This window comes from Pseudomonas sp. B22129 (genome assembly GCF_044218875.1).
In the GTDB taxonomy this organism is placed as follows: Bacteria; Pseudomonadota; Gammaproteobacteria; order Pseudomonadales; family Pseudomonadaceae; genus Aquipseudomonas.
Genome location: NZ_CP162592.1, coordinates 3413511 through 3439611, shown reverse-complemented (window position 1 = coordinate 3439611; position 26101 = coordinate 3413511). Strand labels below are relative to the sequence as shown.

Here is a 26101-nt window from a genome sequence, read left to right as displayed (position 1 = left end):
GTCAGCCTACTAGTCCGAAAAAGCCGTTATTGAGGTAGTCGTCCATGCCGCCGAGCGCCTCTGGATTCAGAGAAAGCAACGAAACTGCGTTGAACGTGGCCATGAGTGGGTCAATTTTCGCGGTGCCCGACGCCTGCTTGGTGATGAGAAATGCGTTTGCCGAGGGCACTCCCTTCGCGTTACCGCATGCCCAGGCCATCAGCGGCTGCCCGCAGTGCAAGAACGCGCCTTCAGCAAGCTTGCGCTCGGTGGTTTTGATCGCTCCGGTGAGCTTCCAGCCCTGGGATATGCCGATAATTTTTTCCTCCTCGACGCCCGCATCAGCCAGTGCATCAAGCACAGCGCCGATGCCAGCGGGGTCAAGGCCGACTTTGTCGAGCAACCCGGCTTGGTTGATGCGTGCCACCGTCGCGGCGAGGTGCTCAACGTCATCGCCGATCTTTTTCACCAGCGTCAGATCACCAACGGCTGCGAGATCCATAAGGCGCGGCGCTTCGGTCTTTCGGCGTGTAAGCACAGACGGGTGAGCGTATGCATGAGCCCAGTGCAGCCAGGTGCGCGAGTCACGAACTCGCCCCATGACTGCCAGACCCAGCAAGTCATCGAGGCCACCACCGTCGACACCGACGACGATCACCTCACAACGCTCGATGAGCGAGTCGAGCGTCAAGCCGGCTTCGGCCTGAGGCTCCCAGAAGTCAGCACCCACCCAACTGTCCGACATCAGCGCTAGGCCGATCTCGATGTTCAGAAATTTGGCGAGGAAGCCGCGCACCTCAGCTTCGCCATCCATCTCGGCCTGCATGAACAGTCGCTCGAGGGTGGGCCTGTCCACCGAGTACCCCATATTTGGGTTCACCAGGTGAAAGTTTTCAGGCCGCCGGGCCTCTCCGCTCTCGATCATATCGGGCGGAAACTCGTAGATCACCGGCAGAAAGCGCGGGTCTTCGATCCGACCCTCTCGCACACCTCGGGCATAGCTCAGTTTCGATCTGAAGATGCCGGCAGGGGGCTCGTTTGACTGAGTCGTCAGCCAAATAATGAAGCCCTCAGGCCTCGACAGCAGGCCGCCGGTGGCCTCGCGGATCATATCCGGCGCCTTCACGTTCTTACCGAACAGCCAAGCCTCATCGATCAGCACGCCCACGGCTTTTTTGCCGCCCACCACATCACTATCAGCCGCGACCACCTTCAGCGTGGCGCCAGTTTCGCGGTGGGTGATGAGCTTCAGGTGCGGCTGCACATGGAGCAGTGCGCTCAACTCTTCATCGTGCTTGACCATTGCCGCGCAAGGCTTGAAGGCGTTGTCGGCAATTTCCTTGGTGGGCGCCAAGATGATGAATTCAGCTTCGAGCCGCCAATTGCGAATCAACGCCGTCAGCATGATCGCGGCGGCGATAGTGGACTTGGAGTTCTTCTTCGGGATGCAGAGGAAATATTCGCTGATCAGGCGGTGGCCAGTCTCGCTGTTGTAGCTCCCAAAGATCGCCCCGGCGAAGTCGATCACCCAGGGAGCGCAAGCCGACTCAATAGTTGGGCACCCTGGCGCGTCGACGATCTTGAGCGATCGAAAAACCTCCAGGCCCTCTTCAGCTTCAGCCGGAAAAAGTGGTGCAGGGATTATTGATTCGCCGACAGAGAGGCGCCGCCACCAGTCCGGGCAGGCAGTTGTCCATTGCATGGCCTACCTCTTGACTACAGTGAGCGGCGGCTTGCCCGCGGCGTATTTGCCTTTCCCCGCCTCTTTCGCGGCGTCAGCCTTGATTTCTTTCTTACCAGCCTCGCCCTTTTTGCCGTGCACATAGGGCACGGCGGTCTGGGCTGCGTTTCGGCGGTCAAATATTTTGGCCCTGGGCTCATTCATCAAAGCCAAGAGCCATGCGAGTGGATCTTCGGTGGTGGGCAGGCAGTCGAGGTACTCGCCGCCAGCTTCTTCCTGCTCGGGAGCCTGATCGTCAGCGCTGTGTTTCTGCTTGCGCTGCTTTTCGGGTTTAACACTCAGCTCAGATCGGCGCGCAAGAATTGCGCTACAAATCTTTGGGTCATTTGCCCAGCGGGAGCCGGCGGCGGATGCCGTAGAGGCCTTACAGCCTGCGGCTTCCGCCGCTTCTTTGTTTGACGCACCACGGGCCTTAGCGTCAACAAACTGTCGTTGTTTGTCTGTTAACACCATTAACAAAATACCTTGGGGTCGGGAAAAAAAGTGCGAATGGGATCGGGCGCGGTCTGGAAGCGATACACCCCCTATATTTAGACCCCCCCCACCATAGAAATCCTCAATCGCACCATTTTGGTGCTCACCATATGAGAATCCATATCATTTACGGCAATGACTACCAAGCCCGTGCTGACGCAGCCTCTTCAGCCTGCTTCACCGAGTCGTGGCAGGGCTTGCACAGGGTCTGCCAGTTGTTCCGGTCCCAGAACAGGGCCATGTCGCCGCGGTGAGCCTCAATGTGGTCGACTACTGAGCCCGCAGTCACTCGGCCCAGGCGCTCGCAGTAGGCGCAGAGCGGATGGGCGTGAAGCCAGCCCTCTCTCGCCTTCTGCCACTTGTAGCCGTAGCCACGCTGGGCTGAGGTTTCCTTCGTGGCTCGCCATGAATTGGTGTTAACGGCAGCGAGACGATCAGGCTGGGTCTTTACCCTGTTTCCCAAAGTCTTCAGCCTTCCCATCAGGTGGCGCCCCATCATTCGGTTTAGTTGAAAGAACTGAGGCGGCACGCTCTGCTGCTATCCTCAGCCACTTGGCTGCCCTGGCGCGGCGGGCTGCACATCCTGAGCAAGCCATCACTGGCCTACTCTATTGAGCGCTTCATCAGCCTTATCGGCTGCTTGGGCTGCAGTAGTTGCTGCCCTCGTCGCCTTGTCAGCGGCGGTACCGGTCTGACGGGTCAGCTCTTCCAGGCGCTTGTCCCGCTCTTCCATGGCAGTGTCGTAGGCCTTGCGGATGTCGGTGACTTGGTTGCTCTGCTTATCAGCAAGAGCCCAATAAGCAGCCTGGTAGCCAAGGACTGCACCACCACCAACCAGCAGCACGGCAATGGCCCAGACCTCAGTCCGCCTCCACCACCGGCGAGCAATAAATTCAAGTGCGCATCTGTCCATCAGGCGATACCTCCAAGCTTGGTGCGCAGGCGGGTGATCTCTTCGCTCTGCAGGGTGACGCGCTCAGTGAGCTGGCCTACCTGGCTGGTGAGTGCTTCGATCTTCCCTTCCATGCGACCCACTGCTGCCGCGAGGTCGTTACGCTCTTTCGCGAACTGATCGGCGCGGGCCTCGGCTTCTTTGCGGGCTGCTCGCTCTTGGTTCAGTAGCTCGTTGAGCCGGCGCAATGTGCCGATGTCGGCACTATCCATGGCTCGATCTGTCGCGTCTTTCGAGAGGAACTTGCGAAGCCAGAGCAGGCCACCAAGCACAACGGTGGCGCTACCGCCCAGCCAGGTAGCTGTGCCCGGGCCAAGGTCAGTAGGATCCATCCGATACTCCAGAAACGAAAAAGCCCCGCACAGTGGCGGGGCTCAGAATTTGTGTCGTCTCTCATAACGCGCAAGATCGACATGATTGGGTTAATTTACGGCCAGTCGGCCAATGGGTCAAGCGGCATCTACAAAGATTTGTTCGCTGTCGAAGATCTCGGTCGCGTGGATCACGGCCTGCTCTTCGAGTTTCTCTAAACGCTTGTGGATTCCGCCTCGCCAGTTACGGCGCGTGCGCTCTGGGGAGCCCGCCAGATCCCACGTGTTCATGTCGTAGAACTCGGCAGGCAGCACGATCATGTCGGTGGAGCGCTTGCCAACCTGAACGCCCTTCAGCTTCGGTATGGCCCAAGCTGTCAGCGCCTTGTAGATGAACAGCTGAGGCGCCGGCGAAACCATGCGGGCAACCAGCCTACTGATGGCACCGACCTTGTTGGCCTTGTGCGTCGAGTACTTGGCCACCAGCACATCCCACTGAGCTGGCTCAAGCTGACGGTGCAGCAGCGCATAAAGGCAGCAGTCGTAATCGAACTTATCCCGGACCGACAGCGTGCTGCCGGTGCCGCCCTGACGCAGATCGGCGTCGATCAGCTTCTGCCAAGACTGCTTGGTGCTGTTGTCGATGTTGTCTGCTGCCAGCACCCGCACCAGGGTGCCCATCACGTCCTTATACATAGCCATGGCTCAATCCCCTGTGTAGTTGGTGCCGCCGGCGCCACGGCGGTTGTTCTGGTTGTACTGGGCTGCCGGGCCGAGCATCGGCACATGGCGCCTCAATCGTTCGATCTGTTGCTCAGCAGCCTGAAGCCGGATGCTCAGCTGCGTCACCAGCACCTCCAGCGGCAGCGCCTCACCGGTTTCGGCGGTTACCCAGCCCGAGGCGTTGCACTGCACGCAGGCCATCTCATGGAAAACGCCCTTGATCACCGCGCGACCACGGCAGGCCGGGCACTTGGCCAGGTCAAGTTGAGAGGCGCGGAAAGCTGGGCCGTGGGACTTCTTCATTTAGCCTCCAGCGGAATGTAATGCACGTCGGCCTGAGGCTGAATGAGCGAGCCGCGATCTGAGCGAGTGCCCTTCTCAACACCCATAATCATTGCGACGCGATAGGTAATTCCGTTCAGCTCGAGTTCATCGAACTCCGTGGGGCGCTCATCAAGCACTTCCGTTTTGACCAGAACACCAGAAACCAGATGGCGCACAACAACCTGCTGATAACGATCGTGGACGAGGGACAGATGCTTCAGCGTTACCATTTTTAAACCTCGCCCTTAACAAATTGTGGTTCTGGCTCGCAGGCCCCGCCGTTCAAGGCGTCTACGAGGTTTTGCGAATCTTCATATCTAACGTCTGTCTGCTGGTGAATCGCCTTGAAGCCACGCTGATCTAACCAGTTGTGCCACTTCACCAGGGCCAGGCGGCGCTGCTCTTTGGCCTGGGTGTTGATGTAGGTGGAGGCGATCTTGCCCAGCGAGTGGTTGAGCAGCATCTCGCCGATGTGCCCGTCGACGCCGAGGTCAGTCCAGGCAGTGCGGGCTACCTTGCGCAGGTCGTGACTTGTCCAAGCGCCCTGTCCTAGCCGCGTGAATACCGCGCTCGCCTGGTGGTCGCTGAGTGCCTTGCCACGGCGTGACGGAAACAGTAGCGGCCCCTCGTAGCCCTGGGCGTTTTGCCTGGTGCGGTATAGCTGTAGGAGTGAACACACCTGATCGGTCAGCGGTACCCGCAACTCGGTCTTGGTCTTGGTGTGTTCTGCCGGGATGAACCACTCACGCTCTAGCAGCGTGATGTCTGCCCAGCGTGATTGCCGCGTCTCGCCGATGCGGGTGCCGTGGCACAGCATCATCAGGGCCAGCATGGCGTCACCCGGGGCGCTGTCGAATCGCTCAGCCAGCAGCGTCACCAGGTCCCGCACCTGCACATCACGAAGCCGTGCAGGTTTGGGCAGAATGCGCGCCGTGGTGAAGTTGCCGAACTTCAGTTCCGCCATCGGGTTCGAAGGGATCAGGTCGAGCTTGCGGGCTTGCCGGAACGCCACGGCGAGCAGCCGGTACAACTGCTGGACATACGACAGCGACAGTTCCGCCTGGGCTGGCCACATCAGCAGCTTGTCCAGGGTCTGCGCATTCACATCGCGAATCAGAAGATCACCCAGGCGCGGCTTGAGCTGGCAACTGATGGCCGACTTGATAGCCGCCCGGCGCTTTTCCGAAAGCGTCCGGGACTTGGCCATGCGGGGGCCGTACCAGTCGAGCAGCTCGCCAACGGTCACCCAGCCCGAAACACTGGCAGCGCCGTCGGCAGCCACGCGCAGGCGCACCGCAGGCAACGCCGCGACTACCTGCTTGGTGTTCAGGTCAGGAAAGGCGCCGATCCGGTGCCACTGACGCTTGTTGAGAAAGTACCAGGAGCCGCGCGCGCGGTTCTTGGCGAAGCGGAAGTGCAGCGCCGGGTGACTCGCGTCGCGCAGGTCGCGCACATGCTCGAGCTTGGCATTGCGGGAAATCTCGGCATCCGACAGTTTCACCGTCAGGGTTTTGATTTTGGCGTTCAAGCATTGACCTCCTTGGGGGCCTGGAGATCTACGACCTCGAAAGTGTTGGGCCACATCCAGGCGCCATACCGCTTGGCCATTGCCTCATCGGCAAACAGCGCCAGTGCATGGTCGGGCGTTCCGCCTAGGTCGTACTTGAATGAGCAGCAGTGCACCGCATAGCGGTACAACGTGGCGTCTGGGACGGCAAAGTGTCTGGATGGCATCAGGAGGTTTCCTTGTTTCTGTAGCGATCGGCCATGCTGGTGACCTTTGCCGCCTTGGGTGGCTCTACCCATCCAGCAGCCAGTTGTTCAAATCGGCTGTACTGCCCAAGGAAAGCAGCGCGGACGGTGCCCCCGGCGATGTCACGGCCCTTGCCGATAATTATTTCGGCAATGCCCTTCGCTTCGGAATGCTCGTGGTAAACCTCGTCGCGGTAGACGAACAAGATGATGTCGGCGTCTTGCTCAATGGCGCCGGATTCGCGCAGGTCAGAGCACATTGGGCGCTTGTTGGGGCGTTTTTCGCACTCACGTGAGAGCTGGCTGAGCAGAATGACCGGGATGCCCAGTTCGCGAGCCATCAGTTTGGCGGTGCGGGTCATGTGGCTGACTTCCTGCTCTCGGCTGAACGTGCGTGAGTCGGAGTCCACCAGCTGCAGGTAATCAATCACCATCAGGTCCAGGCCGTATCGGCGCTTGTGACGACGGGCAGCGGCGCGCATCCGGTTCATCGACATCGATGCGCGGTCCGACAAGTACAGGCTGGAGTGTTTGAGCTTGCTGGCTGCACTCATCAGCTCGGCGCCATGGCTGTGCGGGGCCTTGCCGTTCTTGATCAGTTGCAGCGGTATGCGCCCTTCGGACGCCATGAAGCGGTCCATTAGGCCGGTGTTATCCATTTCGAGACTGAACGCCATCACGCTCTTGCCTTCGCGGATCGCTGCGTTGGACGCGATGTTCATGGCCAGGGTGGTTTTGCCCATGGCAGGACGGCCCGCGATGATGATCAGTTGGCCCGGCTTGAGCCCCTGCAGCTTTGCGTCCAGGTCGGGAATTCCGGTGGATAAGCCGTCAATCTCGTCGCCTCGGTCAGCGCGAGCCTGCAGGACCTCGATGTAGTCATCCAGAATGTCCTCAGCCTTGATCACCTCGGACGTAGCCGACTGACTGTCGACTGCCTGGGCTTCGGCCTGTACCGCTGCGACCTTGTCGACTGTGGGCTGATCGCCATAAGCGATGTCGTTGATCCGAACGCTCAACGCAATCAGCGACCTGTCCAGGCTTCGCTCGCGGACGGTTCCGGCGTAGGACGCAGCGTTCGCAACGCTTGGCGTATTGCGGGCGATCTCTGCGGCGTACGCGAAGGCGGGAGAGCCACACGGCAACTCACCGACACGGGCGCCGATAGTCACGATGTCAACGGGTTGGCCGGCGCCGTGCAGATCCAGAATGCCGCGATAGATGGCTGCGTTATCTTCGTAGTAGAAGTCTTCGACTGCCAGGTCAGCGCTGAGCAAGTCGATCAGCTCGGGGCGCAGGAACATTGCCCCTAACACACCGTGTTCGGCTTCGAGGCTGTAGGGATCACGCATTGTAATTGCCCTCCACAACCTTGACGAAACTGGAAGGCGCGATCAAGAAATCGAACGTGGCACGGAACGGTGTAGAGCCCGGCTTTCCGGTCGAGCGGCCCATCAGAAAGTCCGACTGTGCAACGATGCCGAAGTATTCAACCCAGAAATCCAGGCACTGGTGGACCTCGCTTTGGTTCCAGCGGGCACGGAGTTGTTTCTTGCGGGTATCGGATACGAGAACAACCGCGGGCAGCGATGGAGTGAGCAGCTTGTTGAACAAATCAACGATGTCCTGAATCGGGCAAGACGGCGATCGCGGAACGCGGTTGCCATCCTGTGACGGTTCACTTGATGGTTCTATTACGGTTCTGGGTGCGGCTGCTGCGGGGGGGGTGTGCTTCTCCTGCGGGGGTGGTGGTGCATCTGATGCGGGGCGCATCTCCTGCGGGGGTGCATATGCTGCGGGGGTCAGGGTGTACATAGTGGAACGACCCATGCGCTCACGAAATGAAAGAATCCCGGAGACCCCAAGCCACTTGATTGCCGACTGGACCGTGCGCTCTCCCAGGCAAGTGCGCTCAGCTATTCGAGCAACTGAAGGCCAGCACACACCCTCATCGTTTGCGTTGTCAGCAAGCGAGATAAGAACAGCCTTCTGCGGGCCACTCATGCCTTGCAACGGCCAGCACAAGCTCATGATGATGGTGCTCATGCGGAAAAATCCTGGGCAGGTGCCAGGGATGCCTTCAAGTGATTGAGGCATTCCTGGCGGAATTGAGATTTGGATGCCTGCGAGTACTGGCCGCCAATCAGAAGGGCGGCATTCATCGCGGCAGATTGGTTAACGTCGTGGTGTCGCGACACATTTTCGGATTCTTCGGAAAGTGTCACGACATCGCCGGAACTGTTGACTGTGGTAGCGTTTTTGATCATTATTCACCTCGAAATGAAGCTGTACTGAACCGCCCTGCCAGGCGGTTTTTTTATGTCTGCGATTTAGGCACTGTATGAATTAACAGCTGATCCAAGCGCTCTGTTCGCCCTTCCACATTCGGCGGAAAATGGCGACATCGAACGGTTACGCAGCCGCCAGTTCTGGCCACAGCTGGGCCCAGTCCGAAGGCCGCAAATCCTTACGTGTGACCTGGCCCTGCGTTGCAGCCTCTGTTCGAACTGCAATTTCAGCTGACGCTGTCTTGTGTCCGTAAGCGATGAGTCGTAGGTAAGCGCGCGTAGTGCCAGTGCGTGCTACCGCTGCGTCAGTAGCCGTTTTTAGCCACTCAAGTAATTGAGGATTCTTGGTCCGCATGCCGGGCCTCCTTTTAGATACCCGAATTATTACCCGCAGGTAATCGCAAAGCAATACCCATAGGGAATTTACCTTTTGGTAACAAGAACGGATCATTTGGGAATGGAAATTTCAGATATTCGCCGCGAAAACCTGCGGAAACTTATGATGGAGCGGTTCAAGGGAAAGCAGGCAGCAATTGCCAGCGCCCTAGACAAAAGCCCCAACTATATCTCCCGATGTTTATCCGCGGCGCCAGGTGCAGCTGGGAAGAAAAACATCGGTGAAGAGTTTGCGCGCGAGATCGAAAAGGTTTTTGGCCTCACTCGCTATCAGCTTGATCAGGAAGGCATGAAGCCGCCAAGACCAGTGACCAGCAATGCTGAGTTCCTCGGTGATATTTCAGTATGGGACGACGACACGCCCCTGGATGATGATGAGGTTTATGTGCCATTCCTCAAGGAAGTTGAGCTGTCTGCCGGCTCTGGAATAGCGGTGATTGAACCGTCTCCACATCAAAAGCTTCGATTCGGAAAAATGACACTGCGCCGCCAGAACGTTCAGCCGAGCGAGGCTGTTTGCGTAATGGTTAGTGGTAACAGCATGGAACCTGTCCTTCCCCACGGGAGCACTGTTGGGGTTGATCAGGGCTGCACTGCAATTACAGACGGCAAAATGTACGCCATAAACCACGGCGGACAACTACGCGTTAAAACCCTCTACCGCCTGCCCGGCGGTGGCATCAGGATGCGCAGCTACAATAGGGATGAGCATCCTGACGAGGAATACACAGCCGCCGAAATGATCAGCAAGGACATCCTCGTTCTGGGTAAGGTTTTCTGGTACTCGGTGCTTCTCTAAAGAAAAAATCCACTTAAAGCGACCCGCCAGACCCGGCGGTTTTTTTTTCGCCCAAAATAAAAATAATTACCTATAGGTATTGACCATATGAGTTACCCACAGGTAATGTTATCTCACTCGCCGATTAACCCCGGCAGAACACGACTGGTGAAGCCGCCAGATAGCACGGGATCAGCGAACTGATCTCCCAGCCCCGGTAACGGGACCGACTGGATCAAGTTCTTTAAGCAGAACGGAAGATTTCACTGGCTGGCCTTGGCGACAGGGCCAGACGGGAAATCAACCAGGAGGGAAATCAGTGAACTCGAAAATTGTGAGCGGTTTATGGAAAGGCCATCTCGGTAAGGGCCTGGCTCCACGTGAGCTGCAGTACGTAATGGGTGCCGCCCAGGGCATGACGGCAAAGGAGATCGCCAAGCAATTCAACGTAGCCGCTTGCACCGTTGCAAAGAGGCTTGCCAGTGCGATGTTCAAGCTCGGCGTGACTCGCCAAACGGCGCTGGTGGCCGAGGCGATGCGCCGCGAGATCATCGTTGGACTGCCTGAAAGCCCGAATCCTCAAGATCCAGCAGGGGAATCGAACGATGGTGTCTTTATCGCTTAAACGAAAGCATCACCTCTGCCCATTCGTTGAGTGGGCTTTGGGATGCGGACGAAATAGCGGCCTATAACCGCCCACCTGCATGCAACACCCTCAAAGAACGGTGGCCACTGCCAACCCAGTGAGCGAACAACGGAGGATTGGCAGCCATGTAAAAGCACAGATACCTGCATAGCCCCAAAGGGCTCTGCCGGCTTGTCACGTACGGAGGCGTTTGTGACAGAACGAAAAGCCCGGTTCCGATCGGGCTTTTTTACGCCTCGCCTTTATCCGTCAGCACCCTCCCCTGCGCCCAACGGCAAACAGCAGGCGGTCAGGTTGCTGACGAATAAACGCAACCCACTGAGGTATTCGCCATGCACGCATCAATTCAACAGCGCGTTGACGGGGTTGCGGCCCTTCACTTGCGTTCCCGCATTGCCACCGCCGAGTTCTACGCCCTGATCGGCAAGGAGCAGCCAGTGCAGAAGATCCGCTTTCAGATCAAGAACGTTGGCAACGCTTACCACATCGTTGAGCGCTCCACCGGCAAGGTGAAGGGCTTCCGCTGGAACTGGAAGGAAGCCAGCAACCTGGCCCAGGCGCTGGAATCTCGCGCCGATGGCGTGAAGGTGACGATCTCGGGCGGTGCCCAATGATCGGTGAGCCAATGCCCAACCCGCGCGACTCGATAATCGACACCTTGAACCAGCAGCTGGACGCCTTCTTCGGCGCCGGGCGCCGCGTGCAGGAAGTCGCCCAAGGCGTAAGCGGCGTGAAGGACGGCACCTATGGCGGCGGGCACAGCAGCAAGTTGCGCGCCGAACGCGACAGGCTGGCACCAGGGCTCAAGCAACGGGCCGAGAGCGGCATGTCGATCAACAAGGCAGCCGCTGCGCTCGGCATCGACCACAAGCGCGCCCGGCTCATTGCCAGAGAGAACGGCTTCAAGTTCGCTGAAACCCCATGAGGCGAATCAGCAAGATAACCGCCGCGCGGCGCCGACCGGCATGCCTGGCGCTGCCAGCAAGTGGAATCGAAGAGGTAGGCCATGGCCGAGGAAGAACAGCAGCCGACGGCGGAAGCCTTGAAACAACGCCGCAAGCGCGAGAAGGCGGCGGCGAAGGACGCAGCATTGGGCGTCGAGAAGTTTACGGTTGAGGTCGCCGGAGTGTTCAAGGCCGATCTCAAGCGCCTGATGAAACAGCACGGCTTCAACAACCAGCAGGAAGTGCATCAGAACCTACTGCGCAACGTGATCGCCGCCGACTTCGAAACAGCGGCGAAGATGCTCAAGTGTGTCACGGCACCTTTTTTAGTTACCGAAAAGGTGTCGCAGCTTATCCGGGCCGCAGGCATGAAGTCGCTCGCAGACGACCCGCCAGAGCCTGACGACGAAATCGAAAGACCCGCATAACCCACCCTACTCGCTGCATCCGGTAACCGGAGGGCGGCGCTTACCCGGAGCAAACCCATGACCAAGCAAGCACAGCAAACAGTACTCGCCGCCGAACTCCCTGAGCGAGGCCAACCTCTGGCCGGCGGCGTATTCGTCACCCGCTACTGGCTCAACGGCGTAGAGCGCGCCCTGATCCTGCTGCCCGATGAACTCGTCGGGCCCTGGGGTGAGTATGGCGTTGAGATCAAAGGCGCCGACAGCTACAGCGACGGCGAAGCCAACACCCGGGCGATGGCCGAGGCTGGCAGCGTGATCGCCGTGAAGGCCCTGGAGCTGGATGGCTTCATCCCGTCCTGCCTTGAGGTCCAGCTGCTGATGGCGGCCAAGGCCGATGGCCTGGTGGTGCTGAACGAAGAGCGCTTCCACTGGCTGAGTACGCAGCGCTCCGCCGGCCTCGCCTACTTCATGGACTTTGTAGATGGCTGGCTCACCAGCGACGCCAAGCTCCACGAGCGGCTCGCGCGCCCTGTCCGCAGCCTCCCTATTCAGTAATTCATTCCTTCAATAGTTTTTCGCAGGTGATTCCCGGGAGCGCCAGGACGGCGCTCAGACCAGAAGCTCGTCGGGAAGCGCCGGCTACCTGCAACTTATCTCGCTCACAGGAGCATCTCATGCGCGCCAATGAACTGACCACGTATACCCGTGGCGATCTGACTATCAGCAGCCCGGACGAAGGGGTGGTGCTGAAACTGGCAACCCTGGCAATCGCCGCAGCGCCGGCTATTGCGGCAAGCGGCATCCCCGCTGTCGGCGAGTACTGGCCCGGCGAAGGCGGCATCAACGGCGGTCTATTCCCCGGCGGTGACAAGCCCTACTACCTGATCGTTCCAACCGGCAGCGATGCCGAGGCAGCACATGAGTGGGGCGGTTACGGCGATGAGCTGAACGGCGCCAACAGCCCATGGGATGGACAGGCAAACACTGCTGACCTTGTGAGCGTCGACACCTCGCACCCTGCGGCTCAGTTCTGCGCCGCCTTTGAGCGCGAAGGGCACAAGGACTTCTACCTGATGGCGCGCCGTGAGGCGACCTTCCTCGAAATCACCGTGCCTGACCTGTTCGCCAAGGCCTATCACTGGACGAGCACGCAGCGCTCCGCCTACACCGCCTACCTCGTGGACTTTGAAGGTGGCTGGCTCAACCTCACCGGCAAGAACTACGAGCGGCTCGCGCGCCCTGTCCGCAGGAAGTTTATTTGATCATTCAATTCTTCATTCATGGGTGCGATAGCACCCTCGCTTTTCAGGAGGCCAGGGATGGCGCTGCACACGGATTTGGAAATCCACAAAGTCGCCGAGGAGTTGCTCGGCCTTTCGCTTGATCTGGTGCGGAACATCCCGCGCGACCTGAAGCAGGTTGTCGGGGCAAAGATCCGGGACGAGTGCTTGCAGGTCCTGGTGCTGATCGGCCGGGCAAACATGACTCGGGACAAGCTTCCACAGATCAACCTGCTGCTGGAAAGCATTTGGATGCTGAACTACCTGCTGCGCGCCCTCACCAATCGAGGGTTGATCAGCAAAGGGCAGCACGCCAAAGCAATGAAGATGACGGCCTCCGTAGGCCGACAGGCAAATGCCTGGAAGAAGTCCGCAACCGCGCCCGCTGCTTGAGGGTCAAGGCCCTCTTGCCTGTGCGCCAAATCTGGTCGAGCCGCTGACCTCTGGGTCACCGCCATGCGCACAACAGATACCGCCGGTCTAAAGCGTCCGCGTAGGTCTAGCGCAGTTTCCAAGCTGATCGGCACTGCCTTCGGTTTGGCGATGTAGATAGCTCGACAGGTCGCAGCGCTCCGCCAACAACGCCTACAACATGGACTTTGAAGATGGCTGGCTCAACAACAACGACAAGAACAACGAGCGGCTCGCGCGCCCTGTCCGCAGATTTAAGTGTTGCCCACTTCCAGTTCGAGGATCTCGTCCAGGCTTACTACGACTGCCGACGCAACAAGCGGAACTCCGCAAGTGCCCGGCTGTTCGAGAAGGACATGGAGATCAACTTGCTGGATCTGTACGACGACCTGATTGCCGGCACCTACCGGCCAGGCCGATCCATTTGTTTCGTGGTCACCCGACCGAAAGCCCGCGAGGTGTGGGCTGCTGCCTTTCGGGACCGCGTCGTCCACCACCTCATGTACAACCATGTGGCACCGCGCTTCTACGCCAGCTTCATAGCGGACAGTTGCGCATGCATTCCAGGGCGCGGCACGCTGTACGCCGCCAAGCGCCTTGAGTCGAAGATCAGGAGCGCCAGCGAGAACTGGTCGAAGCCGATCTTCTACCTGAAGTGCGACCTGGCCAATTTCTTCGTCGCCATCGACAAGGCGGTGCTACGCAAGCAACTGGAGGCCAGGATCAAGGAGCCTTGGTGGCTGGGCCTGGCCACGCAGATCCTCATGCACGACCCGCGCGAGGATTACGAGACTCGCAGCCCGGCCCAGCTGTTTAATCGGGTGCCGCAGCACAAGCGCCTGGTTGCACAGCCTGCCCACCTTGGTCTGCCGATCGGCAACCTGTCATCGCAGTTCTTCGCCAACGTCTATCTCGACGCCCTGGACCAGTTCGCAAAGCACACGCTGCGCGCCAAGCACTACATCCGGTACGTCGATGACTTCGTGTTCCTTCATGAGTCGCCGCAACAGCTCAACCAGTGGCTTGCCCAGGTAGAGGCGTTCCTGCCCAGGCTCGGCGCTAGGCTGAACCCCACCAAGACGATCCTGCAGCCAGTGGATCGAGGTGTCGACTTCGTGGGCCACGTCATCAAGCCCTGGCGGCGAACCACCCGCAAACGATCACTGGCCCAGGCACTGAAGCGCACCGCCGCGGCGCCGGCCGAGGATCTCCGCGAGACGGCCAACAGCTACTTCGGCCTGCTCAGTCAGGCCAGCCACAGCCATACGGACCGGGCCGCCCTCGCCCGTGTTGTGCTGAAGCGCGGCAACAGCGTCAACGCTGAGCTGACCAAGACCTACCAGAAGAAATAACTCCCCACTCCACCGCCCGGGCATGGCCCGGCAAGGACTCCCCGTGATCAACCTGTTCTGGCGCCTTGTCGCCAAGCTGCTCGCGCGCCCGGCTATTACCGCCTGGCTCATCGCCCGCGCCAAGCGCACCCCGTACCTGCACATCATGTCCGCCGACGGCGCCGAGATGTACATGGGCCGCTGGTGGCTGTTCAACCCCTACTCCCGCGAAACGCACAAGCCAGCGCTGTGGTGGTGCCCGTGGTCGTTCCGCATCCACCATATCATGCGGCCCGACGAAGACCGGGATCTGCACGACCACCCGTGGAACGCCCGCACCATCATCCTGCGCGGCTGGTACACGGAACAACGCTTGCTCGACCACGATGACCCGGTGCTGTCTGGCCTGAACGTGCCGACCGGCGCCCAGGCTACCGAATACATCGACCGTCACTCCGGCGACACCGCTCGCCTCAACCACGGCGAGTACCACCGCATCGACCAGATATCACCAGGCGGCGTCTACACCCTCTTCATCACCAGCAAGTGGCGTGGTGACTGGGGCTTTCTGGTCAACGGAGTGAAGGTGCCATGGCGCACCTACACCGGCACAGACAATTGAGGTTCTGAGCATGAGCAAGATAATTCAAACAGTTGAAGAGCTGGACGCCGTCCTGCACTGGCGCGGTAAACACGCTCAGGCGATCCGCGAGCGTGACGCCCTGCAAAAACTGCTTAACCAGCGCGACGAGCAGGTCGAAAGCTTGAAGCTGCAGCACCAGGGCGAGGCGGTGGCGTGCGCACATGAATGGACGGATGATGGTGAGCACCTTCTTGTTTGCACCGTGTGCGGGGCACAAGAGGACCACGACCCAGGATGGCTAGACATGGCGACCGCGCCGACTGACGGGACGATGGTCCGGCTGCTTGTTGAGTTTGAAGAACACTCGACAGAGGACGCGGAGCAGGCCACAACCATCGGTGCTAACAACCTCGACAACGACGAGGAAGACGTATGGCGGTTTGCCGGATGGTGCTGGTCTCATGACCACTTTACGGAAGGTAAAGGGATGCCGATTGGATGGCTCCCAATGCTTGATGGCCCAAAACTGATTCCTGCTGCCGAGCAGCCCGCGCCGGTAGCGGTGGCTCCGGAGTTGACCCCCGAACTTCGATGGATCCTCGGGCAGATGTGCTTCCAGTGCATTCACACCGCCCAGGCGCTACGCCTGATGGGGCATGATATCGCCAGGAAGGCCGAGGACGAACAGGCCGTCACGATTTACTGGATGCTCGGCCACTACCTGAAAGACCCGGAAAACTGGCGTGAGAACGCGATTGCGGAAATGAAAGCGGCTGCCCCTGCCGCATAGGAGTACATCCGTACTCCTTCGCAAAACCTGTAACCCCTCCCCTTCAAAGTCAGCCGCTATAGCGGCAAGGAACCCGGCATGCCTGAAATAAAGGAACGGCCAATACTCTTTTCAGCGCCGATGGTGCGCGCCATCTTGGAAGGTCGGAAGACGGTCACGCGCAGGGTGCTCAAGCTGCCGCATGGTATGTGGGAGACCTCAGCCACCGGCGAGCTGGTTCCAATTCCAGCCAACTGCACCTACGGCAAGCCCGGCGACCACCTGTGGGTGCGCGAGACCTGGTACTGCAATCACTCCGAGGTCCAGAAAGGGCCGTACCTGCAACCTGCTGACATGCAGGACCTTGATCAGGCCCGAGAGGACGGAGACCTGGTGTACGCCGCTGACGGCCGCAACCCCTATGAGCAGGACCAGCCGACATGGAAGCCCAGCATTCACACGCCTCGCTGGGTCAGCCGCATCCTGCTGGAGATCACCGATGTGCGCGTCGAGCGGTTGCAGGACATAAGCGAAGAGCAGGCCAAGGCCGAGGGCGTGCGGCTCTACACCGATCATGCCGAACTCGGTGATTGGTGGCACGTCGAGGGGATCGAGACGTACAGCGCTGATCCTCGCAAATCGTTCGAACTGCTCTGGAACTCTGTCGGCGGCGACTGGGACGCCAACACGTGGGTCTGGGTGGTCGAGTTCAAGCGGGTGACGCCATGATCCCCACCCTCTGGTTCGCCTACGTGTTCATCTACAAGGGGCCGAGGCCATGAAACAGCATCGCGTTTTGATCGGCGACTGCATTGAGTCGATGCGGACGCTGCCAGACAACAGTATCGATAGCGTGGTAACCGATCCGCCCTACGGTATTCGCTTCATGGGCAAGAGCTGGGATGGCCAAGACATCGAGGCTCGAGCCGCTTACCGGGCCAGCATGCCTTCACATGCTTCGGCCTGCGGTCCGAATGGTGGCCACAGGTCAGTAGCTGCCGAGGCCGGCAAATACGACCTGACGCCCGAAGGCATGCGCGCCTTCCAGGCCTTCACTCTAGAGTGGGCAACCGAATGCCTACGAGTACTCAAGCCCGGCGGGCACCTGCTGTCGTTCGCCGCTGCGCGCACTTACCACCACATGGCAGTTGGCATTGAAATGGCCGGGTTTGAGATCCGCGACCAGATCATGTGGGTGTTTGGCTCAGGATTCCCGAAGTCGCACAACCTAAAGGGCGATCGCGCTGGCTGGGGAACTGCACTGAAGCCAGCGCACGAACCAATCTGCATGGCGCGCAAGCCATTCCCTGGAACGGTCGCATTGAACGTTGCCGAACACGGTACCGGCGCCATAAACATTGATGCTTGCCGTGTTGACCCTACGGGCGAGCGCCTCGGCGGCGGGGATGAGAGCGGGAAAGTATCTAAGCCGGAAGGCTGGGTGAGACCCTGGATGCATGACCCAGAACACGTAGTTGCCCATGGGGAAAAAGTCACCGCCAACGTCGACAAGGCCAGCTGTTTGGGCAGATGGCCAGCAAATCTGATACACGATGGAAGTGACGCCGTGCTGGCCATGTTCCCTGACGCACCTGGTCAGCTCGCCGCCGCCAGCACAAGCGACACAAAGCGAGCCGGACAAAACTGCTACGGCACGATGAAGCGCGGGAGGGCTACGGAGGCAAGTGCAGACAGCGAGAACAACGGTATCGTTGGTTTTCAGATGAAGCCAGGCGATCGCCGGCTGGATACTGGCAGCGCTGCCCGATTCTTCTATTGTGCAAAGACCAGCCGCACCGATCGGCACGAAGGCATGGTCAACCCAGGGCCCCAGTTCAAGCAGGGCACCACCCTGCGCAAGGTCGAGACGACGGACACCAAGGGCAATAACCACCCGACCGTGAAGCCGACCGACCTGATGGCCTACCTGTGCCGCCTGGTCACCCCGGCCGGCGGCGTGGTGTTGGATCCGTTCATGGGCAGCGGCAGCACCGGCAAAGCAGCAATGCGCGAGGGCTTCGAGTTTATCGGCTGCGAGATTGACGAGCAGTACGCGGCGATCGCCCGGGCCCGCATCGATTTCGAAGTACTCCGGCAGCAAGAGCAGAAGGTCGAATCCGAACAGCTCGATCTGTTCGCAACAGCCTAACCCCAATCCCCCTACATGCCTGCCGGTGAGCGGCGGGCGAGGTATTCCTGTGCTCAGACAAATCGGAAAACTCATCACTGAACCGCTCCGCAAGGGCGACAAAACCCGGCCACTGCGTTGGCGTATGGGGATGCGGCTGAACCACATCCACAACGACCTGCACTCCAAGCACCCGAAACTCTGGAACGCCATCGTGGTGACGGCGCGCACGCTGATCTGCAAGCCGTTCGGCCATCGCTGGACCAGGTTCGAGGCCGTTAAGTACGGCGACTTTGGATACTCCCGCACCTGCAAGATCTGCCGCATGAGCCACGGACGGGACCGCGATATCGACACCTACCACGAAACCCATCGCCAGGGCGGCTGGAACAAGATCGACAAACCCTAACCCACCTTCTGCCGCCCAGCGCGGCAAGGACACCCTATGTTCGCAATAAAACTCACCCTGCTGATGCTGGGCGTCTTGCTGTACGTGTCAGCTACGGTCTGCTGGTTCTTCTGGCTCGGCCCGGTGCTGCTCATGGACGGCGAGACATCCGACATCCTCTACGCCTTCGCCGGCACCTGCGCTTGGCTGCTGGTCAGCTTCGGCATTGCCATTCACATCATCAAGAAAGCGCGGCCCACGGCGGGCGCCGGGAGGTAGACATGGCTGCAGCAGAGCAAATACCGGTCGAATATCTGTCCGATAAAGTGGCGGAGAAGAACTTCGCCGAAATGGTTGGTACAACCCGGCGCGCCCTTCAGGGTAAGCGCCAGCGCAATATCATCCCGAAAGGGGTGTGGAACGAAATTGATGGTCAGATTTACTACAGCATCAGGAGATATGAGGCATGGCTAGAAAGCCTTTGGGATTGCCCGCCGGAGTTGAATTTGCAGGTCAATCAGTCCGCATTCGCTTCACCTGGAAGTTCCGGCGCTGCGAGACCCTCGCCTATCCCCAAACGCCAAAAGGCGTTAAAGCGGCCGCAGATCTTCGCGCTACAGTAACCAGCTTGATCAAGCACGGCGTGATGGACGACAAGCGTTACGCCGAACTTTTCCCGAACTCCACCTACTCCACCTACTCCGCAACACCGTTGTTCGGTGAATACGCACAGACCTGGCTCGACAGCCGGGAGATTGTAGGAGGAACCCGCAAAAACTACCGGATATCCCTCAACCTTTACTGGATGCCTCACTTGGCGCTGCTGCCGATTGATCAAATCAGTTCGGCGATCATCCGGAAAATTGCAGGCGAAACGCCATGGAAGTCATCGACGGTAAAGCGATCGGCGATCCAACGGCTGCACACGATGTTCGAATGCGCAGTTAACGACGAACTGATCACCAGGAACCCGGTGGGGTCGATTGAGCTGCCAGTGAAGGCAAAGAAACCTGTTGACCCTTTCACGGTAGCAGAGGCGGATTTGATAATCGGGCACCTGTACGAGGTGCTGACCGGTTCAATGCGGATTTACGCGGCCTATTTTGAGTTCGCGTTTTACACCGGCATGCGGCCTGGGGAGATAGCGGCGTTGCGCTGGGAAGAGGTGGATACTGGGGGGCGCGTCGCCAACGTGTGCAGAATCGTGGCTGACTACAAGATCGAGGAGCGCACGAAAACCCGCGAAGCGCGGCGAGTCATGCTGAATAGCAGGGCATTAAATGCCATTGAATTGGCCAGGGAGGTGGCCGACCTTAGGTCGAAACAGAGCCGGCGCCAGCATAAAGAATCGCCGTACGTCTTCCCGCCTACCAAGAACTTCGAGTTCATTCAACAGGCCAGCGTGACCGATAAGCACTTCAAGTCGGCGCTGGTCGCTTTGAAGATCAGGGCCAGACGGCAATACAACTGCCGCCACACTTACGCTACCATGTGCTTAATGGCAGGCATGAACCTTGGGTTCATCGCTAATCAGCTCGGTCACAGCGTGCAAATGCTGCTGACGACTTACGCCCGATGGATCAACTCCAGTGAAGACTGGAGCGAGGTCGGGAAGCTTGAGCAAAGCCTGATTGGTACAAAATTGGTACAGACTGAAACCGTACCCCTCTAGAACCTATACGGAATAACGCTCTGTGACATTGGAACAGAATTACACCGCGATCCTCGGCCAGCTCGGCGAGGACGTTTCCCGCGAGGGCCTGCTCGACACGCCAAAGCGTGCCGCCAAGGCGATGCAGTACCTCTGCCGCGGTTATGAACAGACGCTGGAAGAAGTCACCAACGGTGCCTTGTTCAGCTCTGACAACAGCGAAATGGTGCTGGTCAAGGACATCGAGTTGTACTCGTTGTGCGAACACCACTTGCTGCCGTTCATCGGCAAGGCTCACGTCGCGTACATCCCGAGCGGCAAAGTGCTGGGCTTGTCCAAGGTCGCGCGTATCGTTGATATGTACGCGCGCCGCCTGCAGATCCAGGAAAACCTCAGCCGCCAGATCGCCGACGCGGTCCAGCAAGTGACTGGCGCCCTGGGCGTGGCGGTGGTCATTGAGGCCAAGCACATGTGCATGATGATGCGCGGTGTGGAAAAACAGAACTCGTCGATGATCACCTCGGTGATGCTCGGTGAGTTCCGCGAAAACGCGGCCACCCGCAGCGAGTTCCTCAGCCTGATCAAGTAACGGGCCATGTAAGAAAAGACCGGCGTTCATCGCCGGTTTTTTTTCGCCTGCAAAATTCAGGTAAGCTGCGACCCCTTCTGTATCGGGCAAGAGGTTTCAGCATGTTCGTCAAAGCACTTCGAGTGGGCCTCGGCCACGTCATCATCGCGGGCGACTTCCTGACCCGCCCGCGCAAAAAGCAGCGCCCTGCCGAGCAGCAAGCTCAGGTGAATGCGGCGGCCAAGGAATTGACCCTGTATCAGTTCCACGCCTGCCCGTTCTGCGTGAAGACCCGCCGCACCCTGCACCGCCTGAATGTGCCGGTGGCGCTCAAGGACGCGAAGAACAACGCGCAGGACCGCCAGACCCTGCTGGAGCAAGGCGGCAAGATCAAGGTGCCGTGCCTGCGCATTGAAGAGAATGGCCAGACCACCTGGATGTATGACTCCAAGGTGATTATTGATTACCTGGACAAGCGGTTTGCGGCGGTCTGACAGACTCGGGTGAACCTCTGTGGGAGCTGGCTTGCCTGCGATGGCGGTGTACCAGTAGCAGAAATGCAAACTGACCCACCGCTATCGCAGGCAAGCCAGCTCCCACATTCAGTTTTGTATTTCAAAATCCAATAGTGCTGAACCCAGGCACTTGCCATGGGCGTCCAGCGCCAGTGAACGGGTCACGCCACCGCGCAGGATGCCGGGCAACACGAAGTTCAGGGCCTGCACGTTGGGCAATTCATACCGTCGCACTGGCGCTGCGCCCGGCTCACGCAAACCTGCAAAAAACTCGGCCACACGCTCAGCCGTGAGCTGCTCGCAGAGCAACGGATAATCCTCGGTGCGATAGGCAATGATTGAAATGTTCGACGTGTCGCCCTTATCCCCGGTGCGGGAATGGGCCAGCGTGTGCAGTTTCATGCTTCGATCCTCGGGTTGACCGCGCCACGCGGCAACAGCAACGACGCCACCGCCACCACCTGCCGCACGCTTTTACTCGCACCGCCGCCGCCCGACGGGCCGTTGGTGTAGAGGGTTTCCACTTCATTGCCGACCCGCACGGCTTCACTGCGTTCTTCGCAACGGGCGGCCACGCGCAAGCGCACTTCCCAGGGCTCGGCACTGCCCCGTGTGCCGTGCAGAGAATCCATGCCGATCAATTCGGCGCGAACTTCCTGCATCTTCACGCCCATCAATTCAAGGCGCTTGAGGACGACGTCCCGCGCCAGCTGCGCCCGTGCGACAGCGCCAGGGCCGCCGTAAGAAATTTGCCCCTCGCCGATCCAACCGTCCAGATAACCGACGCTGACTTTCAATTGTTCCGGCCTTGCACTGCCGTTGGCGCCCTGAGCCCGCACGCGATCAACGCCCTCCTCCACAAACCCCACTTGGGAAAAGTCTGCCGTCACATCCGGGGTGAGGTACGCCGACGGGTCGTGCACTTCATAAATCAACTGCTCGGTGCAGGTGGCGCGGCTGACCCGCCCACCCGAACCGATGACCTTGGTGATCAGCGCCTCACCGTCGGCATTGATTTCGGCCAAGGGGAAACCGAGGCGGGCCAGGTCATCCACATCCTTGAAACCCGGATCGGCGAAATAGCCGCCACTGACCTGCCCCGCGCACTCCAGCAAATGCCCGACCAGCGTGCCGCGCCCCAGCCGCAGCCAATCATTCGCCGCCCAGCCGAACTCAAACATCTGCGGCGCCAGGAACAGCGACGGGTCCGCCACGCGCCCGGTGATGACCACATCGGCATCGGCGCGCAGGGCCTCAATAATCCCTTCAACGCCCATGTAGGCATTCGCGGAAATCAGCCGCTCACCCAAAGAGCCCACGGTTTGACCGTTATCAAGCACCTGTTCGGGCTGCAAAACCTTCAGGACATCATCGCCCACCACCGCCACGACCTTGAGGCTCAGGCCCAGGTCATCGGCTACGCGACGCACCTCAATGGCTGCTGACAGCGGGTTGGCCGCGCCCATATTGGTGATCACCCGCAAACGGCGGCGGCCTTCACGTTCACCCACAAATGGCAACACACGGCGCATGCGCTCGCTCAGCAGAGGGTCATATCCGCCCTGTGGATCACCGATACGCGCCTGTTGTGCCAGGGCGATGGTGCGTTCAGCCAGGCATTCGAACACCAGATAATCCACGTCGCCCTGCTCGGCCAATTCCACGGCAGGTTCAATGCGGTCACCGGAATAGCCGGCGCCGGAGCCGATACGCAAGGTTTTCATCTCAAAACACTCCCAGGAGCAACGCCGTCAGGGTCATCAACACCGACGCGGCAAACAGAAAAGGGATGGTGAAGCGCTGGTGGTCGGCCAGTTCGACCTTGCACAAGCCCACCAACAGGAAGGTCGCGGGGGTCAGCGGGCTGACCGGGAAGCCGGTGGTGTGCACGCCCAACAGCGAGGCCTGGGCCACTTGCAGGGGGTCGACGCCCAGGGCTTTGCCGACCTCGGCAATCACGGGCATCACGCCGAAATAATAGGAATCGGGGTCAAACAGCAGGCTCAGGGGCATGGAAATAAAGCCCACCACCGCCGGAATCAGCTTGCCGTGACCGGCCGGAATCTGCGCCACCGCCACTTCGGCCATGGCCTTGAGCATGCCGGTGCCTTGCATGATGCCGGTGAACACGCCAGCGGCGAGCAGGATGCTGGCCATGGTCAGGGCGGTTTTGGCATGGGCGTCGATGCGTGCACGCTGGGCGTCGACGTTCGGGTAGTTGATGCACAGCGCCACCACGGTGCCGAGCATGAACATCACCACCGGGTCGACCCAGCCGGCAATCATCACCACCATCACCAACACGGTGAGTATCAGGTTGACCCAGAACAACCGTGGGCGGCGCAGCTTGATGTCGTCATCGCTGAGTACCCGTTGCGGCACCGCGTCCACGGTTGAACCGGCACCGAGGCCCAGGCGTTTTTCTTCGCGACGGCCCAGCCACCAGGCGCAGGCAAATACAAAGGCCAGGCCGACGATCTGCACCGGTATCAGCGGCTGGAACAGATCCGCCACGGGTACATGCAACGCCGCTGACGAGCGCAGCACCGGGCCGGTCCACGGCAGGAAGTTGACCCCGGCCGCCATGGCGCAGACGCAGGCGAGGATGCGATTGTCGATGCCGAGCCGCGTATAGAGCGGCAGCATTGCCGGCACCGTCACCAGAAAGGTCACCGCGCCGGAACCGTCCAGGTGCACCAGCAACGCCAGGGTCGCGGTACCGACGACAATGCGCGTAGGACGCGTCCCCACCGTGCGCAGGATGCGATCAATGATGGGGTCAAGCATGCCGGCATCGGTCATGATCCCGAAAAACAGGATCGCGAACACAAACATGCCCACCACGGGGGCGACGTTTTTGATACCGGTGATGATAAAGGCGCTGGTCTGCAGGCCGAATCCGCCGAGCAGTGCGGCGATGATCGGCAAGGCGATCAGGGCCACCAGCGGCGACAGGCGTTTGCTCATGACGGCAGCGAGCAGGCACAGGATGGTGATGACACCCAGGGTAGCGAGCATGGGTTACTCCAGAGCGGCCTTTGTGGCCGGTTATTGTTTTCCCTGGAGTATTGGAAGCGAGGTAATCTTTGTAAATTGGAATATTCAGCCGATCATGTTCGGAAAAACAAAATGAAGAACAGTATCCAGCACATTCAGGCGTTCCTCGCGGTCGCCCGCACCGGCAGCTTTACCAAAGCCGCCAACGAACTGCACCTCTCACCCTCTGCACTCACCGTGCAGGTGCAACAACTCGAAGACTGGCTCGGGGTCGCCCTGCTTGACCGCAGCCCGCGCCACGTGAACATCACCGCCGCCGGCCAGGACGCTCGCGGCCCGATGGAAAAACTGCTGCTGGACCTGGACAACATCGTCACCGGCTCCCGTGACCTCGCCGCCCTGCGCCGGGGTGTGGTCACTATCGCGGCCCTGCCCTCGGTGTGCGCCGGCGCGCTGCCCCCGGCCTTGCGCTTGTTTCGCGAGCGTTTTGCCGGTATCGAAGTCCGCCTGCACGACCTGGTGGCCCATCGCATTCATGCTCAGGTGCGTTCCGGTGAAGTGGATTTCGGCATCGGCGTGCGTGCGCGGCTCAGCCACGGGCTGGAATTTGTGCCGGTGTTGAACGACCGACTGTGCGCATTTGTGCCGCTGAACCACCCCCTCACCCGCCATCGCCAGTTGACCCTGGAACAGCTGGCAGACCAGCCGATCATCCTCACCGGGCGCGACAGCAGCGTGCGTGAGCAGGTGGATGCGTTGTTTGATGAGACGCGATTGACGATGAACGCGGGCATGGAGGCGAACTACATGTCGACGGTGCTGGCGTTGGTGCGCCAGGGGTTGGGCATCAGTGTGCTGCCGGAGTCGGCAGCGGACAGTTTGGAGGGGTTGGTGCGGATCGCGATCGACCATCCGGGCGTCAATCGGGAGATTGGATTGATCAGTCGTAGCGGGATGGGCCTGAGCCCGGCGGCACAGCGCTGCTTCGACCTGCTGGGCGAAGAACTCTCTGACACAACCCCGAGCTAAATGTGGGAGCCGCTTTGTGTGGGAGCTGGCTTGCCTGCGATAGCCTCACCACGGTGTAACTGATACACCGAGGTGAAGCCATCGCAGGCAAGCCAGCTCCCACATAAGCCCGCACACAGAGTCGGAGTTGCGTTTAACCCAGCATCGAGATGTGCTTCGGATGGCTGGCCACCCGCGCCAGCCACGCCTGCACGGCCGGGTATGGCGCCAGGTCAAAGCCGCCTTCATGGGCCACGTGCGTGTAGGCATACAAGGCAATATCGGCAATCGAATACTGCTCACCCACCAGGTACGGCGTGGCTTGCAGCTGTTTCTCCATCACCTTCAACGCTTTGTAGCCGCGCTTGTGGCAAGTCTTGTATTCCTCCAGGCGGTCCTGCGGCATGTTCAGGTAGAACTGGATGAACCGCGCCACCGCAATATAAGGCTCGTGGCTGTATTGCTCGAAGAACTGCCATTGCAGCACTTGGGTGCGCAGGCGCGGCTCGGTCGGCAGGAACTCGCTGCCATCGGCGAGGAAGTTGAGGATCGCGTTGGACTCCCACAGGCAGGTGCCGTCTTCCAGCTCCAATACCGGAATCTTGCCATTGGGGTTCTTGGCCAGGAATTCTGCGGTCTGGGTGTCGCCGTTGAGGATATCAACGTCGATCCATTGATACGGGATGCCCAACAGGTTGAGCATCAATTTGACCTTGTAGCAGTTGCCCGACTTGTAATCGCCATAAACCTTGTACAT

At 59.8% G+C, this 26101-nt stretch carries 37 protein-coding genes; 20 read left to right on the top strand and 17 right to left on the bottom strand.

What is annotated here, in order from left to right:
• Window position 1 precedes the first annotated feature (1 nt).
• The 13 genes from AB4P94_RS15840 to AB4P94_RS15780 all read right to left on the bottom strand — a co-directional run bounded on the left by AB4P94_RS15840 (window position 2) and on the right by AB4P94_RS15780 (window position 8523).
• Complete coding sequence (locus tag AB4P94_RS15840) at window positions 2-1681, bottom strand: terminase large subunit (protein WP_395606347.1); 1680 nt, start codon at window positions 1679-1681, stop codon at window positions 2-4.
• A 3-nt stretch (window positions 1682-1684) separates the two neighbouring features.
• Window positions 1685-2173: a terminase small subunit gene (locus AB4P94_RS15835; RefSeq protein WP_395606346.1), complete on the bottom strand. Its 489-nt coding sequence runs from the start codon at window positions 2171-2173 to the stop codon at window positions 1685-1687.
• 160 nt (window positions 2174-2333) lie between these two features.
• Window positions 2334-2675, bottom strand: a complete 342-nt coding sequence (locus AB4P94_RS15830; protein ID WP_395611342.1) for an HNH endonuclease — start codon at window positions 2673-2675, stop codon at window positions 2334-2336.
• 114 nt (window positions 2676-2789) lie between these two features.
• Complete coding sequence (locus AB4P94_RS15825; protein WP_395606345.1) at window positions 2790-3107, bottom strand: hypothetical protein; 318 nt, start codon at window positions 3105-3107, stop codon at window positions 2790-2792.
• Window positions 3107-3478: a chemotaxis protein gene (locus AB4P94_RS15820; protein ID WP_160049393.1), complete on the bottom strand. Its 372-nt coding sequence runs from the start codon at window positions 3476-3478 to the stop codon at window positions 3107-3109. The genes AB4P94_RS15825 and AB4P94_RS15820 overlap by 1 nt, the downstream gene beginning before the upstream one ends.
• Before the next feature lie 117 nt (window positions 3479-3595).
• On the bottom strand, window positions 3596-4159 hold the full coding sequence (locus AB4P94_RS15815; RefSeq protein ID WP_395606344.1) for a hypothetical protein: 564 nt from the start codon (window positions 4157-4159) through the stop codon (window positions 3596-3598).
• A gap of 3 nt (window positions 4160-4162) precedes the next feature.
• On the bottom strand, window positions 4163-4483 hold the full coding sequence (locus AB4P94_RS15810) for a hypothetical protein (RefSeq protein ID WP_395606343.1): 321 nt from the start codon (window positions 4481-4483) through the stop codon (window positions 4163-4165).
• Complete coding sequence (locus tag AB4P94_RS15805; protein ID WP_395606342.1) at window positions 4480-4734, bottom strand: hypothetical protein; 255 nt, start codon at window positions 4732-4734, stop codon at window positions 4480-4482. Before AB4P94_RS15805 ends, AB4P94_RS15810 begins: the two co-directional genes overlap by 4 nt.
• A 2-nt stretch (window positions 4735-4736) precedes the next feature.
• Window positions 4737-6032: a tyrosine-type recombinase/integrase gene (locus AB4P94_RS15800; RefSeq protein WP_395606341.1), complete on the bottom strand. Its 1296-nt coding sequence runs from the start codon at window positions 6030-6032 to the stop codon at window positions 4737-4739.
• Window positions 6029-6238: a hypothetical protein gene (locus AB4P94_RS15795; protein ID WP_395606340.1), complete on the bottom strand. Its 210-nt coding sequence runs from the start codon at window positions 6236-6238 to the stop codon at window positions 6029-6031. Before AB4P94_RS15795 ends, AB4P94_RS15800 begins: the two co-directional genes overlap by 4 nt.
• A complete protein-coding gene (gene dnaB, locus AB4P94_RS15790) occupies window positions 6238-7608 on the bottom strand; it encodes a replicative DNA helicase (protein ID WP_395606339.1) in 1371 nt (456 codons plus the stop codon). Before dnaB ends, AB4P94_RS15795 begins: the two co-directional genes overlap by 1 nt.
• Window positions 7601-8302, bottom strand: a complete 702-nt coding sequence (locus AB4P94_RS15785) for a helix-turn-helix domain-containing protein (protein WP_395606338.1) — start codon at window positions 8300-8302, stop codon at window positions 7601-7603. The genes dnaB and AB4P94_RS15785 overlap by 8 nt, the downstream gene beginning before the upstream one ends.
• Window positions 8299-8523: a hypothetical protein gene (locus AB4P94_RS15780; protein WP_395606337.1), complete on the bottom strand. Its 225-nt coding sequence runs from the start codon at window positions 8521-8523 to the stop codon at window positions 8299-8301. The genes AB4P94_RS15785 and AB4P94_RS15780 overlap by 4 nt, the downstream gene beginning before the upstream one ends.
• A gap of 478 nt (window positions 8524-9001) precedes the next feature.
• On the opposite strand from AB4P94_RS15780, the gene AB4P94_RS15775 reads away from it, so the two are divergent.
• From AB4P94_RS15775 to AB4P94_RS15685, 19 genes are all read left to right on the top strand, one after another.
• A complete protein-coding gene (locus AB4P94_RS15775; protein WP_395606336.1) occupies window positions 9002-9739 on the top strand; it encodes a S24 family peptidase in 738 nt (245 codons plus the stop codon).
• A 298-nt stretch (window positions 9740-10037) separates the two neighbouring features.
• Window positions 10038-10343, top strand: a complete 306-nt coding sequence (locus AB4P94_RS15770; protein ID WP_395606335.1) for a helix-turn-helix transcriptional regulator — start codon at window positions 10038-10040, stop codon at window positions 10341-10343.
• A gap of 353 nt (window positions 10344-10696) precedes the next feature.
• Complete coding sequence (locus tag AB4P94_RS15765; protein WP_395606334.1) at window positions 10697-10978, top strand: hypothetical protein; 282 nt, start codon at window positions 10697-10699, stop codon at window positions 10976-10978.
• Window positions 10975-11289 (top strand): hypothetical protein, encoded by a 315-nt coding sequence (locus AB4P94_RS15760; protein ID WP_395606333.1) that lies wholly within the window; start codon window positions 10975-10977, stop codon window positions 11287-11289. Before AB4P94_RS15765 ends, AB4P94_RS15760 begins: the two co-directional genes overlap by 4 nt.
• Before the next feature lie 81 nt (window positions 11290-11370).
• Window positions 11371-11736: a hypothetical protein gene (locus tag AB4P94_RS15755; protein WP_395606332.1), complete on the top strand. Its 366-nt coding sequence runs from the start codon at window positions 11371-11373 to the stop codon at window positions 11734-11736.
• Between the two features lie 57 nt (window positions 11737-11793).
• Window positions 11794-12270, top strand: a complete 477-nt coding sequence (locus AB4P94_RS15750) for a hypothetical protein (protein ID WP_395606331.1) — start codon at window positions 11794-11796, stop codon at window positions 12268-12270.
• 119 nt (window positions 12271-12389) lie between these two features.
• On the top strand, window positions 12390-12977 hold the full coding sequence (locus tag AB4P94_RS15745) for a DUF1566 domain-containing protein (protein ID WP_395606330.1): 588 nt from the start codon (window positions 12390-12392) through the stop codon (window positions 12975-12977).
• Window positions 12978-13034: 57 nt separating this feature from the next.
• Window positions 13035-13388, top strand: a complete 354-nt coding sequence (locus tag AB4P94_RS15740) for a four helix bundle protein (protein WP_054917220.1) — start codon at window positions 13035-13037, stop codon at window positions 13386-13388.
• A gap of 212 nt (window positions 13389-13600) precedes the next feature.
• Window positions 13601-14758, top strand: coding sequence for an RNA-directed DNA polymerase (locus AB4P94_RS15735; RefSeq protein ID WP_395606329.1), 1158 nt, complete (start codon window positions 13601-13603; stop codon window positions 14756-14758).
• 43 nt (window positions 14759-14801) lie between these two features.
• Window positions 14802-15359 carry a hypothetical protein gene (locus tag AB4P94_RS15730; RefSeq protein ID WP_395611341.1) on the top strand — a complete coding sequence of 186 codons (558 nt, stop codon included), beginning with the start codon at window positions 14802-14804 and terminating at the stop codon, window positions 15357-15359.
• A gap of 10 nt (window positions 15360-15369) precedes the next feature.
• On the top strand, window positions 15370-16110 hold the full coding sequence (locus AB4P94_RS15725) for a hypothetical protein (RefSeq protein ID WP_395606328.1): 741 nt from the start codon (window positions 15370-15372) through the stop codon (window positions 16108-16110).
• A 78-nt stretch (window positions 16111-16188) separates the two neighbouring features.
• A complete protein-coding gene (locus AB4P94_RS15720; protein WP_395606327.1) occupies window positions 16189-16818 on the top strand; it encodes a hypothetical protein in 630 nt (209 codons plus the stop codon).
• 49 nt (window positions 16819-16867) lie between these two features.
• Window positions 16868-18238 (top strand): DNA-methyltransferase, encoded by a 1371-nt coding sequence (locus tag AB4P94_RS15715; RefSeq protein ID WP_395606326.1) that lies wholly within the window; start codon window positions 16868-16870, stop codon window positions 18236-18238.
• A 130-nt stretch (window positions 18239-18368) separates the two neighbouring features.
• Window positions 18369-18626 carry a hypothetical protein gene (locus tag AB4P94_RS15710; protein WP_395606325.1) on the top strand — a complete coding sequence of 86 codons (258 nt, stop codon included), beginning with the start codon at window positions 18369-18371 and terminating at the stop codon, window positions 18624-18626.
• 36 nt (window positions 18627-18662) lie between these two features.
• On the top strand, window positions 18663-18884 hold the full coding sequence (locus tag AB4P94_RS15705; RefSeq protein WP_395606324.1) for a hypothetical protein: 222 nt from the start codon (window positions 18663-18665) through the stop codon (window positions 18882-18884).
• Between the two features lie 2 nt (window positions 18885-18886).
• Window positions 18887-19228 (top strand): hypothetical protein, encoded by a 342-nt coding sequence (locus AB4P94_RS15700; RefSeq protein ID WP_395606323.1) that lies wholly within the window; start codon window positions 18887-18889, stop codon window positions 19226-19228.
• Window positions 19132-20277, top strand: a complete 1146-nt coding sequence (locus AB4P94_RS15695; RefSeq protein WP_395611340.1) for a tyrosine-type recombinase/integrase — start codon at window positions 19132-19134, stop codon at window positions 20275-20277. Before AB4P94_RS15700 ends, AB4P94_RS15695 begins: the two co-directional genes overlap by 97 nt.
• 22 nt (window positions 20278-20299) lie before the next feature.
• Entirely contained in the window at window positions 20300-20845 is a 546-nt protein-coding gene (folE, locus tag AB4P94_RS15690) for a GTP cyclohydrolase I FolE (protein WP_010456659.1), read from the top strand.
• Window positions 20846-20946: 101 nt separating this feature from the next.
• A complete protein-coding gene (locus AB4P94_RS15685) occupies window positions 20947-21318 on the top strand; it encodes a glutathione S-transferase N-terminal domain-containing protein (protein WP_395606322.1) in 372 nt (123 codons plus the stop codon).
• A 108-nt stretch (window positions 21319-21426) separates the two neighbouring features.
• Here AB4P94_RS15685 and AB4P94_RS15680 read toward each other — a convergent pair whose 3' ends face one another.
• Genes AB4P94_RS15680 through AB4P94_RS15670 form a run of 3 tightly spaced genes read right to left on the bottom strand, consistent with a single transcriptional unit; the run spans window position 21427 to window position 24357 of the window.
• Entirely contained in the window at window positions 21427-21741 is a 315-nt protein-coding gene (locus tag AB4P94_RS15680) for a hypothetical protein (protein WP_395606321.1), read from the bottom strand.
• On the bottom strand, window positions 21738-23063 hold the full coding sequence (locus AB4P94_RS15675; RefSeq protein WP_395606320.1) for an acyclic terpene utilization AtuA family protein: 1326 nt from the start codon (window positions 23061-23063) through the stop codon (window positions 21738-21740). The genes AB4P94_RS15680 and AB4P94_RS15675 overlap by 4 nt, the downstream gene beginning before the upstream one ends.
• Before the next feature lies 1 nt (window position 23064).
• Entirely contained in the window at window positions 23065-24357 is a 1293-nt protein-coding gene (locus tag AB4P94_RS15670) for a CitMHS family transporter (protein WP_395606319.1), read from the bottom strand.
• Window positions 24358-24468: 111 nt separating this feature from the next.
• Here AB4P94_RS15670 and AB4P94_RS15665 point away from each other — a divergent pair, with 111 nt between their 5' ends.
• Window positions 24469-25365 carry a LysR family transcriptional regulator gene (locus AB4P94_RS15665; RefSeq protein ID WP_395606318.1) on the top strand — a complete coding sequence of 299 codons (897 nt, stop codon included), beginning with the start codon at window positions 24469-24471 and terminating at the stop codon, window positions 25363-25365.
• A gap of 133 nt (window positions 25366-25498) precedes the next feature.
• Here AB4P94_RS15665 and AB4P94_RS15660 read toward each other — a convergent pair whose 3' ends face one another.
• On the bottom strand, window positions 25499-26101 hold the full coding sequence (locus AB4P94_RS15660) for a glutathione S-transferase family protein (RefSeq protein WP_395606317.1): 603 nt from the start codon (window positions 26099-26101) through the stop codon (window positions 25499-25501).

Coding starts and splice junctions, on each gene's coding strand:
- AB4P94_RS15840 (WP_395606347.1), bottom strand. CDS start 1,681: ATGCAATGGACAACTGCCTGCCCGGACTGGTGGCGGCGCCTCTCTGTC.
- AB4P94_RS15835 (WP_395606346.1), bottom strand. CDS start 2,173: ATGGTGTTAACAGACAAACAACGACAGTTTGTTGACGCTAAGGCCCGT.
- AB4P94_RS15830 (WP_395611342.1), bottom strand. CDS start 2,675: ATGGGAAGGCTGAAGACTTTGGGAAACAGGGTAAAGACCCAGCCTGAT.
- AB4P94_RS15825 (WP_395606345.1), bottom strand. CDS start 3,107: ATGGACAGATGCGCACTTGAATTTATTGCTCGCCGGTGGTGGAGGCGG.
- AB4P94_RS15820 (WP_160049393.1), bottom strand. CDS start 3,478: ATGGATCCTACTGACCTTGGCCCGGGCACAGCTACCTGGCTGGGCGGT.
- AB4P94_RS15815 (WP_395606344.1), bottom strand. CDS start 4,159: ATGGCTATGTATAAGGACGTGATGGGCACCCTGGTGCGGGTGCTGGCA.
- AB4P94_RS15810 (WP_395606343.1), bottom strand. CDS start 4,483: ATGAAGAAGTCCCACGGCCCAGCTTTCCGCGCCTCTCAACTTGACCTG.
- AB4P94_RS15805 (WP_395606342.1), bottom strand. CDS start 4,734: ATGGTAACGCTGAAGCATCTGTCCCTCGTCCACGATCGTTATCAGCAG.
- AB4P94_RS15795 (WP_395606340.1), bottom strand. CDS start 6,238: ATGCCATCCAGACACTTTGCCGTCCCAGACGCCACGTTGTACCGCTAT.
- dnaB (WP_395606339.1), bottom strand. CDS start 7,608: ATGCGTGATCCCTACAGCCTCGAAGCCGAACACGGTGTGTTAGGGGCA.
- AB4P94_RS15785 (WP_395606338.1), bottom strand. CDS start 8,302: ATGAGCACCATCATCATGAGCTTGTGCTGGCCGTTGCAAGGCATGAGT.
- AB4P94_RS15780 (WP_395606337.1), bottom strand. CDS start 8,523: ATGATCAAAAACGCTACCACAGTCAACAGTTCCGGCGATGTCGTGACA.
- AB4P94_RS15775 (WP_395606336.1), top strand. CDS start 9,002: ATGGAAATTTCAGATATTCGCCGCGAAAACCTGCGGAAACTTATGATG.
- AB4P94_RS15765 (WP_395606334.1), top strand. CDS start 10,697: ATGCACGCATCAATTCAACAGCGCGTTGACGGGGTTGCGGCCCTTCAC.
- AB4P94_RS15760 (WP_395606333.1), top strand. CDS start 10,975: ATGATCGGTGAGCCAATGCCCAACCCGCGCGACTCGATAATCGACACC.
- AB4P94_RS15755 (WP_395606332.1), top strand. CDS start 11,371: ATGGCCGAGGAAGAACAGCAGCCGACGGCGGAAGCCTTGAAACAACGC.
- AB4P94_RS15750 (WP_395606331.1), top strand. CDS start 11,794: ATGACCAAGCAAGCACAGCAAACAGTACTCGCCGCCGAACTCCCTGAG.
- AB4P94_RS15745 (WP_395606330.1), top strand. CDS start 12,390: ATGCGCGCCAATGAACTGACCACGTATACCCGTGGCGATCTGACTATC.
- AB4P94_RS15740 (WP_054917220.1), top strand. CDS start 13,035: ATGGCGCTGCACACGGATTTGGAAATCCACAAAGTCGCCGAGGAGTTG.
- AB4P94_RS15735 (WP_395606329.1), top strand. CDS start 13,601: ATGGCTGGCTCAACAACAACGACAAGAACAACGAGCGGCTCGCGCGCC.
- AB4P94_RS15725 (WP_395606328.1), top strand. CDS start 15,370: ATGAGCAAGATAATTCAAACAGTTGAAGAGCTGGACGCCGTCCTGCAC.
- AB4P94_RS15720 (WP_395606327.1), top strand. CDS start 16,189: ATGCCTGAAATAAAGGAACGGCCAATACTCTTTTCAGCGCCGATGGTG.
- AB4P94_RS15715 (WP_395606326.1), top strand. CDS start 16,868: ATGAAACAGCATCGCGTTTTGATCGGCGACTGCATTGAGTCGATGCGG.
- AB4P94_RS15710 (WP_395606325.1), top strand. CDS start 18,369: ATGCGGCTGAACCACATCCACAACGACCTGCACTCCAAGCACCCGAAA.
- AB4P94_RS15705 (WP_395606324.1), top strand. CDS start 18,663: ATGTTCGCAATAAAACTCACCCTGCTGATGCTGGGCGTCTTGCTGTAC.
- AB4P94_RS15700 (WP_395606323.1), top strand. CDS start 18,887: ATGGCTGCAGCAGAGCAAATACCGGTCGAATATCTGTCCGATAAAGTG.
- AB4P94_RS15685 (WP_395606322.1), top strand. CDS start 20,947: ATGTTCGTCAAAGCACTTCGAGTGGGCCTCGGCCACGTCATCATCGCG.
- AB4P94_RS15680 (WP_395606321.1), bottom strand. CDS start 21,741: ATGAAACTGCACACGCTGGCCCATTCCCGCACCGGGGATAAGGGCGAC.
- AB4P94_RS15675 (WP_395606320.1), bottom strand. CDS start 23,063: ATGAAAACCTTGCGTATCGGCTCCGGCGCCGGCTATTCCGGTGACCGC.
- AB4P94_RS15670 (WP_395606319.1), bottom strand. CDS start 24,357: ATGCTCGCTACCCTGGGTGTCATCACCATCCTGTGCCTGCTCGCTGCC.
- AB4P94_RS15665 (WP_395606318.1), top strand. CDS start 24,469: ATGAAGAACAGTATCCAGCACATTCAGGCGTTCCTCGCGGTCGCCCGC.
- AB4P94_RS15660 (WP_395606317.1), bottom strand. CDS start 26,101: ATGTACAAGGTTTATGGCGATTACAAGTCGGGCAACTGCTACAAGGTC.